This is a genomic window from Pseudomonas syringae group sp. 243L2, from assembly GCF_032587875.1.
Taxonomy (GTDB): domain Bacteria; phylum Pseudomonadota; class Gammaproteobacteria; order Pseudomonadales; family Pseudomonadaceae; genus Aquipseudomonas; species Aquipseudomonas amygdali.
The window spans coordinates 358,692-373,709 of the sequence record NZ_JAWHPL010000019.1; the positions used below are offsets into that span (position 1 = coordinate 358,692).

Annotated in this window: 11 protein-coding genes; 9 read left to right on the top strand and 2 right to left on the bottom strand. The window is 51.9% G+C overall.

The annotated features are described in order from the left end of the window. Positions 1–187: 187 nt before the first annotated feature. Positions 188–1,096 (bottom strand): hypothetical protein, encoded by a 909-nt coding sequence (locus RYB66_RS11985; RefSeq protein WP_316894455.1) that lies wholly within the window; start codon positions 1,094–1,096, stop codon positions 188–190. A gap of 149 nt (positions 1,097–1,245) precedes the next feature. Here RYB66_RS11985 and RYB66_RS11990 point away from each other — a divergent pair, with 149 nt between their 5' ends. The 9 genes from RYB66_RS11990 (at position 1,246) to RYB66_RS12030 (ending at position 14,155) form a co-directional block, all read left to right on the top strand. Beyond that, on the top strand, positions 1,246–2,616 hold the full coding sequence (locus RYB66_RS11990; RefSeq protein WP_316894457.1) for a hypothetical protein: 1,371 nt from the start codon (positions 1,246–1,248) through the stop codon (positions 2,614–2,616). Between the two features lie 56 nt (positions 2,617–2,672). Next, positions 2,673–2,900, top strand: coding sequence for a helix-turn-helix transcriptional regulator (locus RYB66_RS11995; RefSeq protein WP_217386507.1), 228 nt, complete (start codon positions 2,673–2,675; stop codon positions 2,898–2,900). A gap of 442 nt (positions 2,901–3,342) precedes the next feature. Next, a complete protein-coding gene (locus tag RYB66_RS12000; protein ID WP_316894460.1) occupies positions 3,343–4,044 on the top strand; it encodes an inovirus Gp2 family protein in 702 nt (233 codons plus the stop codon). A gap of 191 nt (positions 4,045–4,235) precedes the next feature. Beyond that, positions 4,236–4,442, top strand: coding sequence for a helix-turn-helix domain-containing protein (locus tag RYB66_RS12005; protein WP_316894462.1), 207 nt, complete (start codon positions 4,236–4,238; stop codon positions 4,440–4,442). A 27-nt stretch (positions 4,443–4,469) separates the two neighbouring features. After that, a complete protein-coding gene (locus RYB66_RS12010; RefSeq protein WP_316894464.1) occupies positions 4,470–7,580 on the top strand; it encodes a type I restriction endonuclease subunit R in 3,111 nt (1,036 codons plus the stop codon). Then, a complete protein-coding gene (locus tag RYB66_RS12015) occupies positions 7,574–9,208 on the top strand; it encodes a class I SAM-dependent DNA methyltransferase (protein ID WP_316894466.1) in 1,635 nt (544 codons plus the stop codon). The genes RYB66_RS12010 and RYB66_RS12015 overlap by 7 nt, the downstream gene beginning before the upstream one ends. Next, entirely contained in the window at positions 9,201–10,436 is a 1,236-nt protein-coding gene (locus RYB66_RS12020) for a restriction endonuclease subunit S (RefSeq protein WP_316894468.1), read from the top strand. The genes RYB66_RS12015 and RYB66_RS12020 overlap by 8 nt, the downstream gene beginning before the upstream one ends. A 141-nt stretch (positions 10,437–10,577) precedes the next feature. Next, a complete protein-coding gene (locus RYB66_RS12025; protein ID WP_316894470.1) occupies positions 10,578–12,482 on the top strand; it encodes an ATP-dependent nuclease in 1,905 nt (634 codons plus the stop codon). Then, the gene (locus RYB66_RS12030) at positions 12,479–14,155 is read left to right on the top strand and encodes an ATP-dependent helicase (RefSeq protein WP_316894473.1); all 1,677 of its coding nucleotides are present in this window, start codon (positions 12,479–12,481) and stop codon (positions 14,153–14,155) included. Before RYB66_RS12025 ends, RYB66_RS12030 begins: the two co-directional genes overlap by 4 nt. 106 nt (positions 14,156–14,261) lie before the next feature. On the opposite strand, the gene RYB66_RS12035 is transcribed toward RYB66_RS12030, so the two are convergent. After that, positions 14,262–14,957: a hypothetical protein gene (locus tag RYB66_RS12035; protein ID WP_316894475.1), complete on the bottom strand. Its 696-nt coding sequence runs from the start codon at positions 14,955–14,957 to the stop codon at positions 14,262–14,264. Between the last annotated feature and the right edge of the window lie 61 nt (positions 14,958–15,018).

The following is a 15,018-nucleotide window of genomic DNA, read 5'->3' on the forward strand; positions in this document are numbered from 1 at the left end:
AGCCCACCGAATCCCACCCACAAAAAAAGACGCCCTAGGGCGTCTTCATTTGCAATTTGGTGGGCCGGGGTAATCTGAACTGGATTAATAAGTTTTTGATAATAAAGAAAATATACAGTTTTGTTTTTCTCTTGGAATACTATTTGGAATACCCATGTTAGGTATGGCCTGTTCGCACCTCGGACACTCAATCATCATCAGCATACTGAGTATCGAGTTCATGCTGTTCAGGAACCACACACATTTTACGCAGCGAATTCAGGGTCTGCTCTGAAAGCCTTTTGCGCTTTTGAATCGCGTATTTTGGTTTTTTGGCGGAATGCTGATCATCTGATGGGCTAGGGATTACGGATGTATTTGCAGTTTGCACGGCATCACATGGGCGTTTGTGAAATCTTACTAAATCAGTCTTCCTGATTGGAGGCATGGAGTCAGATGTTGAATGCGGCTTCAGGTCCCTACGATGTCTGCGACCAGCGGATGATTGGATTACTTCAAGGGCGTGATTGATCTCCTCCTTGATCAATTCCATCGGCGGCAGGCTCTTTGTCTCGACCATGAGCTCATTAATATCGCTTGAACCCTCACCGTTCAACGCTTTTTCCCAGTCGGTCAGAAGGGTAAAGCATTTTTCTAGGTGGACCTCAGTCTTGGCTTGCCGAGTTTTCCATTCCTCTAGTTCGCGCTTCAAATCATTAGCGCGTGTCTTTTGCAGCTTCATCCACCCTTTTTGGTCTTTTGCTTCACTCGCTGCGTTCTCGATCAGAATCTCAAGAAGCGAAGTGGCGGGCATATCGTTGGCTTTGGCTAATCTGGCTAACGTTCTTTTGGTCGAAAGCTGGAGAGTGAAGGTGCAAGGTTGCCTTCCGTTGGTGGGAGCTCGGCCCCGCTTTTGACGCCAGGCGTTTTTCATCAAATCGAGAACTTTACGGCCCTCTGCTGACCGCTCTAGCTCCGAACCTCGCTCCAGCATGAACTCATGCGTAGCGACAGAGCTGTTGGCCATCCCTTTGGTTCTGAGGTAGCTCAGTGCCCAACGCCGTTGCTCTCTGTCGTTTTCGTCCAGCCAATCTAAGCCTATTGTTCTCTGGCGCATCGCATACCCCGTGTCATCAACCGAGATAATGTTATAGCTTAAGGTACTCCGCTATTCAATTCGTTATGCATAACGTTATGCGTTTGCTCAGAGTTTATTGATAGAAGAAAAATAGGGTATATTTAGCTAAATTATTTCTGGTATGACGTATGCTCATCGAACTGTTGTCATTGATTTTAGGGGCGCATGATTCAAGGGCACGGTTCACGCTGGCGGCGTTTTACCTGCGCTACGAGTTCACGAACGCAGGGCCTCTCACCATTGATGAGCTAGCTGGCTGCCTTGGCGTGCCTACGGCAGAGTGTGCAGTTGCGCTCAGCGTGCTTTTGAAGGATTCGGTGTTGATTGCTTCAGCTGAGTCGGGTCGAGGAGTCGGTCGGCCGAAAAAATCCTTCCGCCTGCATGACGGCATTGCTATGAAACTCCAGCTAGGGAGGGCCGTCCCACGTCCCCTCGCTGCTGCGCCGTACTTGGGCGTGGTCGAGCGCCTAATCAAGGGGCCTTACATTTACGCCACAAGACCTGACGTGGAGATTCATGTGGTACCGGCGAAGCCCGCGAGGGTGGAGCAGGAGAGGGGCGCTGTGCCGAATCGCACTTCATTACTCAGTCGATCCAATCGGCTTCTTCTCGCAATGCTATTCGCTCATGCAGACCGTTTTGGTGTTGTAAATTCGTTCGGGAATGTAGAGCTATGCCGACTCGCCGGTCTTGAGCAGACAAGCCTTAAACAGCGAATTAAGAAACTCATTGAAATGGGATTTATTCGACGGTACGTGCCTGGAGTCGCCAGCCCCATTTTTGCTGAAAAGCTCAAAAGCAGTTATGTCCTTAACCTGAACCATCGGCAAATCACCTTGGGGGCGGACATGATCGGCTTCGTTGTGCATGAGTGTGCGGACGAGTGGGCTGACTCTGTACGGTATATGGAGGGCGTTTGGTTTGATCTTGAACACTGGCGTAGTCCTGCTGCTAGACACACGTCCTCTGTTTTTCCCACGCCTGCTTCGGTTCTCCGCCTTTTTAGGCGTGCGCCCAAGCACGCGATTGAGCAGCTTGAGTTTTTTTTGAATGGGTGTGTGTCAGATCTTCTGACACAGCACTGGGAGCAGCTAGGCGTTGCCAAGTCGGGTTTTCCCCCGGATACCCGAGACCGCATCAGCGCATTTTTTCGCAAACCGATGAGGGACGTTAAAGATGCGAGTTTGCTCGACGAGGCTGAAGTCATAGATTTTTTATGCGCGATGACTATTCAGTTTGCGCGTGAGTGCAAGGTGCGCTTTTCACAGATTGATGGGCTTGCCTGGTCAAGTCTGAAATTCAGACTTCTACCCAGTGATCTGCGGCTGGGGTATGCCAGTTTGGGGATGTTGATTGATGGCACCGGTGGCGGTGGCAGGCTGCTGAGAGAAGCGGGCGAGCACGTTGAAACTAAGGAAATCCCCACGGAAGCACTTTGCCCTGCGGAGCTTAGAGTGAAGGCGGGGTTGCTCACACCGTCACGAGCGACAGCCGTCTAGGCGGTTATTTTTTATCGCCCCTGCCAATCCTCTGAACGAACAGAGGAGCCCCGTTCATGAGGATCATCCGCTTAATAGAAGTCATCGCTTCGACAGGTCTTGCCCGGTCGACCATCTACAAATATATCGCGGAAGGTACCTTCCCTAAACCGGTATCACTCGGCGAACGCTGCGTCGGCTGGGTTGAGAGCGAAATACACGATTGGATCTTGGCACGGATCGAGGAGCGGGATTTAGCTGAGACCGTTCCAGCTCGGTCTGGCCGCTTGAGCATGGCCAGCTAAAAACGACCCTGTGCGCCATGACCGGTTGGAAGCTGGTAATGGTGCTTATGCTGGATAGGACAGCACTCCTCATCGGACGTCCTCAGCTGACCGAGCAATGTTGCTCCTTGATTACTCGGATCGTTGGGAGGTCGGAATTCGGGTGATGGCTATCAAGGCTCGTCCACGCACATCGATGGTTTATCTCCGGAGTAGACGCCCTGAAGAAATTCACGGTGCAGCTTGGAAAAATCCTCCCTCAATCCCGGTGTGTCCGAGAGCGTCATTTGCGGTGCGGGTAGTATGCTTTTACTAATACTTATTACCCGTAGGGTTCGTGGGCAGATTCATTGCAGCATCGACTAGCGCATCCTGAAGAGAGCGGGAGGCAGGTACGAGGTAACGGTAAAAAAATATACAGCAGGCTCAGGTTATGAAACTCATCAACTGAGGCGTCATAACCATGAATAGAAATCCTAGCAACCCCCGCCATTACCTGCTTCGTCATCCCGACAACACCAACCTCCGGCTGCACTATGAGGGCACGTTTGAAACTCTACCTGTGATGGTCGACAAGGGGCCTTTCGTCATGGAGTACCTTTCCCGGCTGAAACGAACGATAGATCAGGCGCTAGCTCAGTATTCAAGGGTGCTGGCTTTCAGAGTGGATCTCAGGTTACCCCAAGATATCGATCTCCCTGACCATGCCTATACGAATCAGGTCATCAGCAGGTTCATTGCCTCCTTCAACGCCAAGATCGAGCACAACCTGGACAAGGCACGTGAGCGGAATCACTACGCCCGTGACTGCAAGGCTCGCTACGTCTGGGCTAGAGAGGTCGGTGGGGGAGGGATGCCGCACTACCACCTGCTCATTCTGCTAAACCGGGATGCCTACTACACGGTGGGACGCCTACGTTCTGAGAGGGCCAATAATATCAGTCGCATGGAGGAGGCGTGGGCGAGTGCTCTGGGGCTGTCAGTGAATCAGGTCAGGGGGCTGGTCCATATCCCAGAGAATCCTGAGTACCGAATAGACCGGTATGTCCGTCCTGGTGATGAGGACGAGTTGCCTGCATTGTTCCATCGCGCTAGCTACCTCTGCAAAGCGGCTACGAAGTCCTTTGGAGATCGCCAGCGAGGCTTCGATACTAGCCGGGGATGACATCGCAATTAGGGCGTATTCAGTGTGGGTTAACCCTAGTCGGACTGATGGCGGGCCGAGCACACAGCTATTCGCCATCAGCAATTGGGCCTGACGAAGATGGGAGTGAGATCTGCACAGCTGTGCCTTGTTCTGTTAGTCTCCAGCCGATTTAAGACGACTATGACAGCTTTAGAATGAGCGTAATTACCATGAGCAATGAACCTTGGGTCACTGCCGAGCAGGTCTCCCTTCACTTGGGTGTGGCCAAGGACACGGTATATCGCTGGCGTGAGCGGCGGGGCATGCCGGCTCATCGTATTGGCAGACTCTGGAAGTTCCAGCTCTCCGAAGTGGATGAATGGGTGCGTGTTGGAGGGGCGGATGATGCCTCTGACATCGTAGCGCAACACAACTAGCGCATTGCATAAGGAAGAGCATACCTGATGGTTTTCAGTGAAGATTCGCGCGTCAAGATTCCCTGCATCTTGCACCTGGTTCGCCTGGGCTACAGCTACCTCTCTCTGAAGGGGGCTTCCTGGGATGAGCAAACCAATATCTTTCCGGCGCTTTTTTGTTCTTCGCTGGCCAGGATCAACCCTGGAGTAGATACCGATGACATCGATCGTCTGCTGGTCGAGGTGAAGCTTCTGTTGGATAACGAAGACCTCGGCAAGGCGTTCTACGACAAGCTCACAGAGCGTTCGGGCATCCGCCTGATTGACCTCGAGAATTTTGACAACAACAGCTTCCACGTTGTGACCGAGCTGCCCTGCAAAAACGGCGATGACGAGTTTCGGCCCGATATCACCCTGCTTATCAATGGCATGCCGCTAGCCTTTATTGAGGTCAAGAAGCCCCACAACCGCGAAGGCGTGCTGGCCGAGCGTAACCGGATCATCACACGCTGCCGCAATCCGCGCTTCCGTCGTTTCATCAACATCACCCAGCTGATGGTTTTCTCCAACAACATGGAGTACGAAGACGGCTCGCCGCAGCCCATCGAAGGTGCGTTCTATGGCAGCCCTTCGTATGACATGCCGATCTTTAACTACTTCCGTGAAGAGGAAGCGTTAAATCTGGCCGAGTTGCTAGTCGCAGAAGATGATGACGTCGAGAACACAGTGCTGCGCGACAACAATCTCAACGTCATCAAGCACAGCCCGGAGTTCCTCAGTAACAAAGATCCCGATGCTCCGACCAACCGCATCTGCACGTCATTGTTCAGTCGCCAACGCCTGGCCTTTCTACTGCGTTTTGCGCTCGTGTATGTCAACGAGGTAGATGGCCTGCAAAAGCACGTCATGCGTTACCCGCAGCTTTTCGCCACCAAGGCGATTGAGAAGAAGCTCAATGCTGGTGTACGCAAGGGCATCATTTGGCACACCCAAGGCAGCGGGAAAACCGCGCTGGCCTATTACAACACCCGTTTTCTAACGGACTACTTCCAGCGTCAGAGCATAATTCCCAAGTTCTATTTCATCGTCGACCGGCTTGATCTTCTTATTCAGGCTCAGCGCGAATTCAATGGCCGTGGGCTGATCGTCCACACAGTCGACAGTCGCGAAGCCTTCGCTCGTGACATTAAGGCCACTCAGGTGTTGCACAACCACAGCGGCAGGCCAGAAATTACCGTGGTTAACATCCAGAAATTTCAGGATGACCCGGACGTGGTGCGTACCGAGGATTACGACGTCAATATCCAGCGCGTCTACTTTCTTGACGAAGTGCACCGCAGCTACAACCCGCAAGGCAGCTTCCTCGCCAACCTCAGTCAGTCGGACCGCAACGCCATCAAAATTGGTCTTACTGGTACCCCGTTGCTGGGCGATGATTTCAACTCTCGCGCCTTGTTCGGTGACTACATCCACAAGTACTACTACAACGCATCCATCGCCGACGGCTATACCCTGCGCCTGATTCGCGAAGAAATTGCCACCAACTACAAAATGGTCCTTCAGGAAGCACTTGCTGCCGTAGAGCTGCAGCAAGGCGATATCGACCGCAAGCTCATCTACGCTCACCCGAAGTTCGTCGAGCCTATGCTCGAATACATCGTGCGTGATTTCGAAAAGAGCCGCGGTGCGCTAGCTGATGCCAGCATCGGCGGCATGGTGATCTGTGACAGTGCCGACCAGGCCCGGCAGATGTTCGAGATCTTCAACGCTGTTCATGCCAAGCAGGGCCAGCCCAGCCCCAACCTGCAGGACTCCTCGCAAGCTTTGATCGCTGCCACGCAGCCCGGTAGCTATGCCGCCCGCAGCCTGCTGGAGAATCGCGCCAAAAGCGCCGCTCTGATCCTGCACGACGTGGGCAGCAAGGAAGAGCGCAAGCAATGGGTGGAAGACTTCAAGGCAGGCAAGATCGACCTACTGTTTGTCTACAACATGCTGCTCACCGGCTTCGATGCCAAGCGCCTGAAAAAGCTCTACCTTGGCCGTGTGATCCGTTCACACAACCTTCTGCAGGCACTCACCCGCGTCAATCGCACTTACAAGGCTTTTCGCTACGGCTATGTGGTCGATTTCGCCGACATCCGCAAGGAGTTCGACGCCACCAACAAGGCCTATTTCGACGAGCTGCAGGCCGAGCTAGGCGATGAGGTTGAGCACTACTCCAACCTGTTCAAATCCGCTGAGGAAATCGCCGAGGAAATCGAAGCGATAAAGGACATCCTATTCAGCTTCAACATCGAAAACGCCGAAGAGTTTTCGCGGCAGATCACCCAAATTCAGGATCGCGCCACGGTGCTGGCGCTCAAGAAAGCACTGGCCGACGCCCGTAGCCTCTATAACCTGATTCGCCTGCAGGCTGACTACGCACTCCTACACCAGCTTGATTTTCAGAAGCTTAACCAGCTCTACCGCGAAACCTGCAATCACCTCGACATGCTCAACCTGAAAGAGAGCATCGAATCCAGTGCCGACACCAGCAACCTGCTCAACGTGGCGCTGGAAGATGTGCTGTTCATGTTCACTAAGATCCGGGAAGAAGAGCTGGTACTGGCTGACAAGCTCAAGAACACTCTGCGCCAGACCCGCGAGGCCCTAGCCGACAATTTCGACCAGCAAGACCCCAAGTTCATCACTCTGAGGGAAGAGCTGGAGCGGCTGTTCAAGAAGAAGAAACTAAACGAAGTCACCCAGGACGAAATGACCGCCAACATCGGTGCGCTCAGCGCGATTCATGACCAGGTCAAAGAGCTCAATCGGCAGAACAACCAGCTGCGTGCTAAATATAAGGGCGATGCCAAATACACCCGCATCCACAAGCGCCTGCAAGAGCGTGGTGGCCTCACGCAAACTGAACGCCGCCTGTTTGAGGCGCTCTCTGGCGTCAAACAAGCAGCCGACGAGCAGGTGCTGCAGAACACCCAGTTAATGAATAACGAAAGCTACTTCGGGCGGATGATGATGCCGCTCGTGATTGGCGAGTTCCAAAATCGCCAGAAAATCCAGCTCACCCCAGACGCCTCCCACACCATCAACCAGTTGGTGGTGGCCGAATACATAAATGAATTTGCCTCAGGCACTCGAATAGGAACACGTACGTGGTAACGCAAGAATTTGAGCAACGCACCCGCCAACTGATCGACAGCCTAAAGGCCATCTGCGCTGCCTATGGGTTGGGTAACGATGGCAACGAATTCAAGATCATCACCCAGGTCTTTCTTTACAAGTTTCTCAACGATAAGTTCACTTTCGAGGCCAAGAAAATCCGCCCTGAGCTAAGCCTAGCCCTCACGTGGGAGCAGGCCATGGCCGGTCTTAGCACCGATGAACTGGAAATGCTGCAATTGCAGTTGGGGCCGGACACTCCACGCCTGAAGCCTGAACACTTCCTCGCCCATCTGTTCGGTCGGCAGAATGAGCCTGAATTCGCCAAGTTGTTTGATGACACCCTGCGCGACATCGCCATTACCAACAACGATATCTTCGCGGTTAAAACCGATGGGGGAGCCAAGGTCACGCTGTTTGATCGCGTTAGCGAATACATCTCCGACCCGTCCAAGCGAGACAATTTTTGCCGCGCCCTGATCAACAAGCTGGTGGAGTTCAGCTTCGAGCGCATCTTTACCCAGAAGTATGATTTCTACGCCGCGCTCTTCGAGTACCTGATAAAGGACTACAACAGCAACAGTGGCGGTAAATATGCCGAGTACTACACACCACACTCCGTAGCTAAGATCATGGCGGCGATCCTGGTACCGGAGAAGGTGCGGGGGAAAATCAAGAATGTAAGCTGCTACGACCCGTCCGCTGGCTCCGGCACCTTGCTGATGAATATCGCCCATGCTATCGGAGAGCAGCGATGCAGCATCTACTCGCAAGACATTTCGCAAAAATCATCCAGCCTGCTGCGCCTGAACCTGATCCTCAATAACCTGGTGCATTCCATCCCCAATGTCATCCAGGGGAACACTATGCTTCACCCCTACCACCGAGAGGGGAAGACGCTTAAAAAATTCGATTACATCGTCAGCAATCCACCATTCAAGATGGATTTCAGCGATTTTCGCAACGAGTTGGACAGCAAGGAACATCGGGAACGCTTCTTTGCTGGGGTGCCGAACATCCCCAAGCAAGCCGTTGACAAAATGTCTATCTACCAGTTGTTTCTGCAGCACATCATCCACTCGCTGAAACCCGGCGGCAAGGCGGCAGTCGTGGTGCCTACCGGTTTTATCACTGCCCAGTCGGGTGTCGACAGGAAGATCCGTGAACATCTAGTGGACAACAAGATGCTGGCCGGCGTGGTCTCCATGCCGAGTAACATCTTTGCAACCACCGGCACCAACGTGTCCATCGTTTTCATCGACGATGCTAACAAGGCTGGTGTGGTACTGCTCGACGCCTCCAGCCTGGGCACCAAGGTCAAGGACGGCAAGAACCAGAAAACCTTGCTATCGGTAGCCGAAGAAGACCGCATCATCTCTACCTTTAATGGCAAGCAGGCAATAGAGGATTTCTCGGCGCTAGTGAGTTATGACGAGATTGCTGCCAAAAATTACAGCTTGAGCGCCGGGCAGTATTTCGATGTAAGGATCGAATATTCCGACCTAACGCAGGCTCAGTTCGCCGCGAAGATGAAGGGTTTCGCCGCCAATCTGGATAATCTGTTCAAAGAGTCGTCGGGGTTGGAACAGGAGATAAAAAAACAGTTGATGGGGTTGAAATATGCTTAGTAAGCCTGTCTGGGCAATAGCCAATAGAGTTTCCAGTGGACTTACTCCATTAAGAAGCAATCCCGAGTTTTGGCTAAATGGTACGATTCCATGGTTGAAAACGGAGCAACTTGGCGAGAAATTAATTTACAGTACAACCGAGAAAATTTCGGAGGTTGCGCTCAGAAAAACCAGTATTAAGGTTTATCCGCCGAACACTCTATCTATCGCGATGTACGGCGAAGGAAAGACACGCGGTAATGTTTCGATAATAAAAAGTAAGATGGCGACAAATCAGGCATGCTGCAATATTGAGCTTGATCCGGAGCTCGCTGATTTTGAGTATGTCTATTATTTCCTGAAAACCCAATATAATGAACTTAGGAACTTATCTTCTGGTGTGAGGAAAAACCTGAATTCTGACGACATCAAAAACTTTGTTATACGCCTGCCAAAAAATCTGACAGAGCAAAAAAAAATCGTCGGGGCACTCTCCGCCCTCGATGCCAAGATTGATTGTAACAAGCGCATCAATTTTGAGCTTGAGGCTATGGCCAAGGCGCTGTTCGACTACTGGTTTGTGCAGTTCGATTTTCCTGACTCCGACGGCAAGCCCTACAAATCCTCCGGCGGCAAGATGGTCTATAACACCCTCTTGAAACGGGACATCCCTCAGAATTGGGCCGCTACCCCGTTGTCGTCGATCACGCCTGTTAGCAATGAATCACTTAATCCGGCAGATTTTCCCGACAGATTATTCAAGCATTTTAGTATCCCCGTTTTTGATGTCGTCAAGACCTACGGTGTAGAGCCTGGTCAGTCAATAGGGAGTAACAAGTTCACTGTGCTTGGTGCTGACCTATTGGTTTCAAAGCTTAACCCATGGAGCAATCGGGTTGTTTACGCAATGGATGAGGCAGATCAAATCTGCTCAACCGAGTTCGTTGTATGGCGAAGCTCTAGCGAAAATTTAAAGAACTTTCTTTTCTTGATTGCGACTTCTCAGCAGTTCATCTCGCATTGCGTACAGTCGGCCTCGGGGACATCAAACAGTCATAAGCGCGTCAATCCGTCTGTGATGATGCGATTTGAATTGCCCTATGAGGAAAAGGTTGCTGCAGAGTTTGGGAAGGTGATCAATCCAATCCTAAAAAAATTAATCGTCAACCAGCGTGAAAATCAGTACCTCAGTCAGCTCCGCGATTGGTTGCTGCCTATGCTGATGAACGGCCAAGTCATGGTGGTGTAAGCTAGTCTGTCGTGACTGACAATCAAAAAAATGCATCCGTTTATCGCGACCAAGCTTCTGATCTTCATTGGCATGGTTGGCAAACGGGTGTGTACTAAGCTCAGCGTGCTGTAAATAATGACAACAAGGAAGATAAACAATATGAAGTTGCAAACGCTGCGCCTGTCGAGTTTTCAATCTTACGGTCCTGAGCCTACTGACGTCGGCCTCGAAGCCATCACCTACTTGATCGGGCCTAATGGTTCTGGCAAGACGGCTGCACTCCAAGCACTATGCAGACTGTTCGCTTTCGATCCGTCTCAGCGTCGCATCCAGCGTTCTGACTTCCAAGTTCCATTCGATGAGGAGGCAATTCCAGAAGAGCGTCTGCTATGGATCGAAGCAGATTTCCTTTTCCCTGAACTGGCGAATGACGAAGACAACAGCACGGTTGCTCCTCATTTTGGTCACATGCGCCTCGACGAACCGGACGGTATTCCACGAGTGCGTTTCCGCCTTAGCGCAGCCATGGGGCAGGATGGCGACATCGAAGAAACCCTTGTATATGTGCTGGACGTCAATCCGGATGGTTCGCCGCTCACCACTGCGCAAGTGCCGCGAGCCGAGCGCAACCACATACATGTCCACTACCTGCCAGCACGACGTGACCCCGCCGACCATATTGCGTATGGGGCCAACGCTTTGCTTGGGCGGATACTCCGTGCGGTGCAATGGGACAAAGAGCGAGACCTCATCAAGGGGCTCACAGACGGTATAAGCGATAGCCTGGCAGCCAACCCATCAGTCAATGCTCTGAGTGAACAGTTGAAAACAACATGGGTGTCACTACACAAAGGCAGTTTCTTTACCGACCCCAAGATTACCTTTGTAGCCTCAGAGATCGAGGCGTTGTTGCGGCATATGTCCGTCTCGTTTACACCAGGGCATGACGAAAACTTGGTCGATTTTTCGCGACTGAGCGACGGCCAGAAATCAATGCTCTATCTGTCCCTTGTACTGTCTTCACAGGCGATAGGTCGCGCCGTCTTAGCGGAGAAAGACAAATCCTTCGACCCTGACAAGCTGCGTCCCCCCGTATTTACACTGGTTGCCGTTGAAGAGCCTGAGAACAGTCTTTCCCCTCACTATTTGGGACGGATTGTTAGTGCATTGAACACCATGACACTCGAAGGCGATGCTCAAGCCCTCATAGCTACGCATGCGCCCTCAATGCTTCGGCGAGTCGAGCCGGAACACATCCGTCACTTGCGGCTGACTGAGGCGCGGCAATCGCGCGTTAGCTGCATTCAGTTGCCGGATAAAGCGGACGAGGCGCACAAGTTCGTACGCGAGGCAGTACAGGCATTTCCCGAGGTCTATTTCTCTCGATTGATAGTACTAGGTGAAGGAGACAGCGAAGAGATTGTGTTGCCACGTCTCTTGCGTGCCAAAGGCGCGCCGATTGACGAGTCAGCTGTCGTAATAGCGCCGCTGGGGGGCAGGCACGTCAACCATTTTTGGCGATTGCTGGAGGCCTTGCAGATTCCATATTTAACTCTCCTTGATTTGGATGTGGCCCGCCATCAAGCTGGCTGGGGGCGCTTTAAATATGTAAACGACCAGTTGCGGGTGTTTCGAGCGGATAAGGTCCTTCCGAAAGATCATGGAGTTCCAAAGTGGAACTCCGATGAACATAAGGTGCGTGAATATCCCGTTTACCTAACTGCTTTTGAGGAGCGAGGCATTTATTTCTCCGATCCGCTGGATCTCGATTTCGCGATGCTTCTCTCCTATCCAGAAGCTTATGGTGTTGAAGAGGAGGCGCCAGATGCTAGCGTTATCAAAGCTGTCCTCGGGAAAAGCCATCATGACTCTTCCCAATACAGCGAAGACGAACTTAAGCTGTTTGGCACCTATCACCAGCGCTTCAAGCTTGGCAGCAAGCCCGCCGCGCATATCAGCGCACTTGCTCAGTTGAGTGATCAAGAGTTGCTTGAAAATATGCCGGCATCCCTGAATAGACTGACAGACGCCGTCATCGCCAAGCTAGCGGACCTGCCAGAATGATTGCAGTCGAATCCTGGCAGCCTGCTGACGGGCTGACGCTTGAGCCGAATGCCCTCCTCGCAGCCAAGGAGCAGAAGCGGTGTCTTGCCCTGACTGCTGGACCCGGTGCCGGCAAGACCGAGATGCTTGCACAGCGAGCAGATTTTCTTTTGCGCACTGGCACTTGTCGTTATCCAAAGCGGATCCTAGCCATCTCGTTCAAGGTTGATGCCAGCAAGAACCTGAAAGAGAGGGTTCAGCGTCGCTGTGGCACTGATCTGGCTTCCCGCTTTGATAGCTTCACCTTCCATGCCTTTGCTAAACGGATAATCGATCGGTTTCGGCCAGTTCTGACCGGGAAAGAGGCTCTGGACGCGGGTTACAAAATTACCGATAGGAAGGTGGAGACCTCCCGAAATCAAATTATGTTCGGCGACCTGGTGCCGTTGGCTATCAAGATACTGCAGACGTCTAAAATGGCCCGAAACGCCATTCGCCAAACCTACAGCGATGTTTTTTTGGATGAGTTCCAGGACTGTACCAATCTGCAGTACAACCTAATAAAGCTTGCCTTTCAGGGCACCAGCATACGTCTCACAGCCGTTGGTGATACCAAACAAAAAATTATGGGCTGGGCCGGAGCCCTTGATGGCATTTTTGAAACCTTCGCGACTGATTTTGCTGCGGTCCCGCTCAACATGTACCGCAACTTCCGTTCCCAGCCTCGCTTACTTCGAGTGCAGAACGAGATCATCCGTATCCTTGACCCTGCGTCAGCCATGCCCGACGAGCAGCTTGCCGGTGATGAAGGTGAGGTTTTCGCGTGGCAATTTGAGGACAGTCGCAGAGAGGCCGAATGCTTGGCGGATTTGATTGCCAACTGGATAAGAGTAGAGCAGCTACCCCCGTCGGAAATCGCCGTGCTTGTTTCCAAACAGTTGGAGTTATATGCCGACCATCTCATGGCTGAGTTAGAGGTGCGGGGAATTCCTTTCCGTAACGAACAACAGATGCAGGACATCACGGTCGAACCTGCAGCTCGCTTGATCGTGGACTATTTGTCCTGTCTTTATGGCCAGCGTGAGCCCAAAGCCTGGGTTCGGTTAATGAATCAGTTGATCCCTTTCGCGGATGATGAAATCCAATCCAGTACTCGCAAGGATGTAGACCGATTGATCAAGCGTCAGCGGAAAGAGGCTGACGTAGCGGAGCTTCTTGACGTGCCGTATTCAGGTTGGTGGGAGGCCGTTCGGGCGTTCTTGAAACAAGTTAGTATCGAAACCCTGAGCGCGCTTTCCCCGGACTATGAGTCTTACGACAGGCTTAAGGACGTTATTCGGGATACCAGATTGCGTATCGAGGAATTGCTCAAGATTGAACCTGATCTGCCCAAGGCCCTTGAGCGTTTTTCGGATGACCAGGCGGTACGCATCATGACGATGCACAAGAGCAAAGGGTTGGAGTTCGATTCGGTCATCCTCCTTGGCGTCGAAAACCAGACATTCTGGGGAAAGGCAGACGAAGAGCGTTGTGCTTTCTTTGTTGGCGTATCACGGGCCAAGCGTCGACTGATTATGACCGTTAGTGAGCGCCGTGAAACGCCCCCATCCAAGCCGTACAGATGGATTGAGCTACGAGTGCCACATGCAGAATTTCTCAGCTATGCCAGCCGGTTTTTGAGCGATGAACTATGATCAGCGAGTTACTGAAAGCGTGGGAACATCGTTGCTAGAAGTAGCTCGGGTGGTATTCTTTCAGAGAGAAAAAATAAAGCATGGGTAAAATCCCATGCCTATATTTTTAGTGAATGCCGACCGGCTTGTCATTTTTGTCATAACAAATTGGATGCTCGCAATATCCGCCTGCATTTAAGACTTCCAGCTCATAAATTTCTGGTAGGTATTGCTTTAGCTCCGATTTTGGCACTTTATTTCCGTTGATGGTGCACTCATCGTCTGCGCGTGGATTGCACCAGGCTTCTTTGGTAGTGATGGTTTTTGTTGGTTTTGTCAGAGGCTTGTTTTCGACCTGTGGCGCGTCGTCGGTTGATTGGCTGCTCGCTGCGTTGGCGTCTAAGTTGTATGCGGCAATAGCATCTTTTGTGTTCGTATCGCTGATGCCATGATCAAGCAAGAACTCTTGAAGCGTTGTGCGGGCGTGAGCATAAGTCACTCCTTTGCCCTTTTTGTTTGGCCCGCCATCCATACGGTAAGCAATCGGATAACCATCTTCACTTTCATAAATGTAATAATAAAGTGACAGGCTAAAGTTTAGGTCTTGGCCGTATATGCCATAGACCCCAGATCCATTGGATGCACGGCAGGTGCCGCGCGCACACTTGCCGCTGATGTGATTGCTAAAGGTCACGTTACGTTGCTGTTGGGCGTTCCATTGGGTGATATTTCTGGGGAGAACAAACCAAGTACAGCGGTAGAATTTTGCACCGTACTGATTGGTGGCCTCTGCACAGGGAATGGCATAAGGAAGATCGTCCATGGTCTGTTCGTTTGGCAGCATAGGCGGGTACATATGACCATAGTCAACCTCTGCTTGGGCG

Coding starts and splice junctions, on each gene's coding strand:
- RYB66_RS11995 (WP_217386507.1), top strand. CDS start 2,673: ATGAGGATCATCCGCTTAATAGAAGTCATCGCTTCGACAGGTCTTGCC.
- RYB66_RS11985 (WP_316894455.1), bottom strand. CDS start 1,096: ATGCGCCAGAGAACAATAGGCTTAGATTGGCTGGACGAAAACGACAGA.
- RYB66_RS12020 (WP_316894468.1), top strand. CDS start 9,201: ATGCTTAGTAAGCCTGTCTGGGCAATAGCCAATAGAGTTTCCAGTGGA.
- RYB66_RS11990 (WP_316894457.1), top strand. CDS start 1,246: ATGCTCATCGAACTGTTGTCATTGATTTTAGGGGCGCATGATTCAAGG.
- RYB66_RS12005 (WP_316894462.1), top strand. CDS start 4,236: ATGAGCAATGAACCTTGGGTCACTGCCGAGCAGGTCTCCCTTCACTTG.
- RYB66_RS12030 (WP_316894473.1), top strand. CDS start 12,479: ATGATTGCAGTCGAATCCTGGCAGCCTGCTGACGGGCTGACGCTTGAG.
- RYB66_RS12010 (WP_316894464.1), top strand. CDS start 4,470: ATGGTTTTCAGTGAAGATTCGCGCGTCAAGATTCCCTGCATCTTGCAC.
- RYB66_RS12000 (WP_316894460.1), top strand. CDS start 3,343: ATGAATAGAAATCCTAGCAACCCCCGCCATTACCTGCTTCGTCATCCC.
- RYB66_RS12035 (WP_316894475.1), bottom strand. CDS start 14,957: ATGGACGATCTTCCTTATGCCATTCCCTGTGCAGAGGCCACCAATCAG.
- RYB66_RS12025 (WP_316894470.1), top strand. CDS start 10,578: ATGAAGTTGCAAACGCTGCGCCTGTCGAGTTTTCAATCTTACGGTCCT.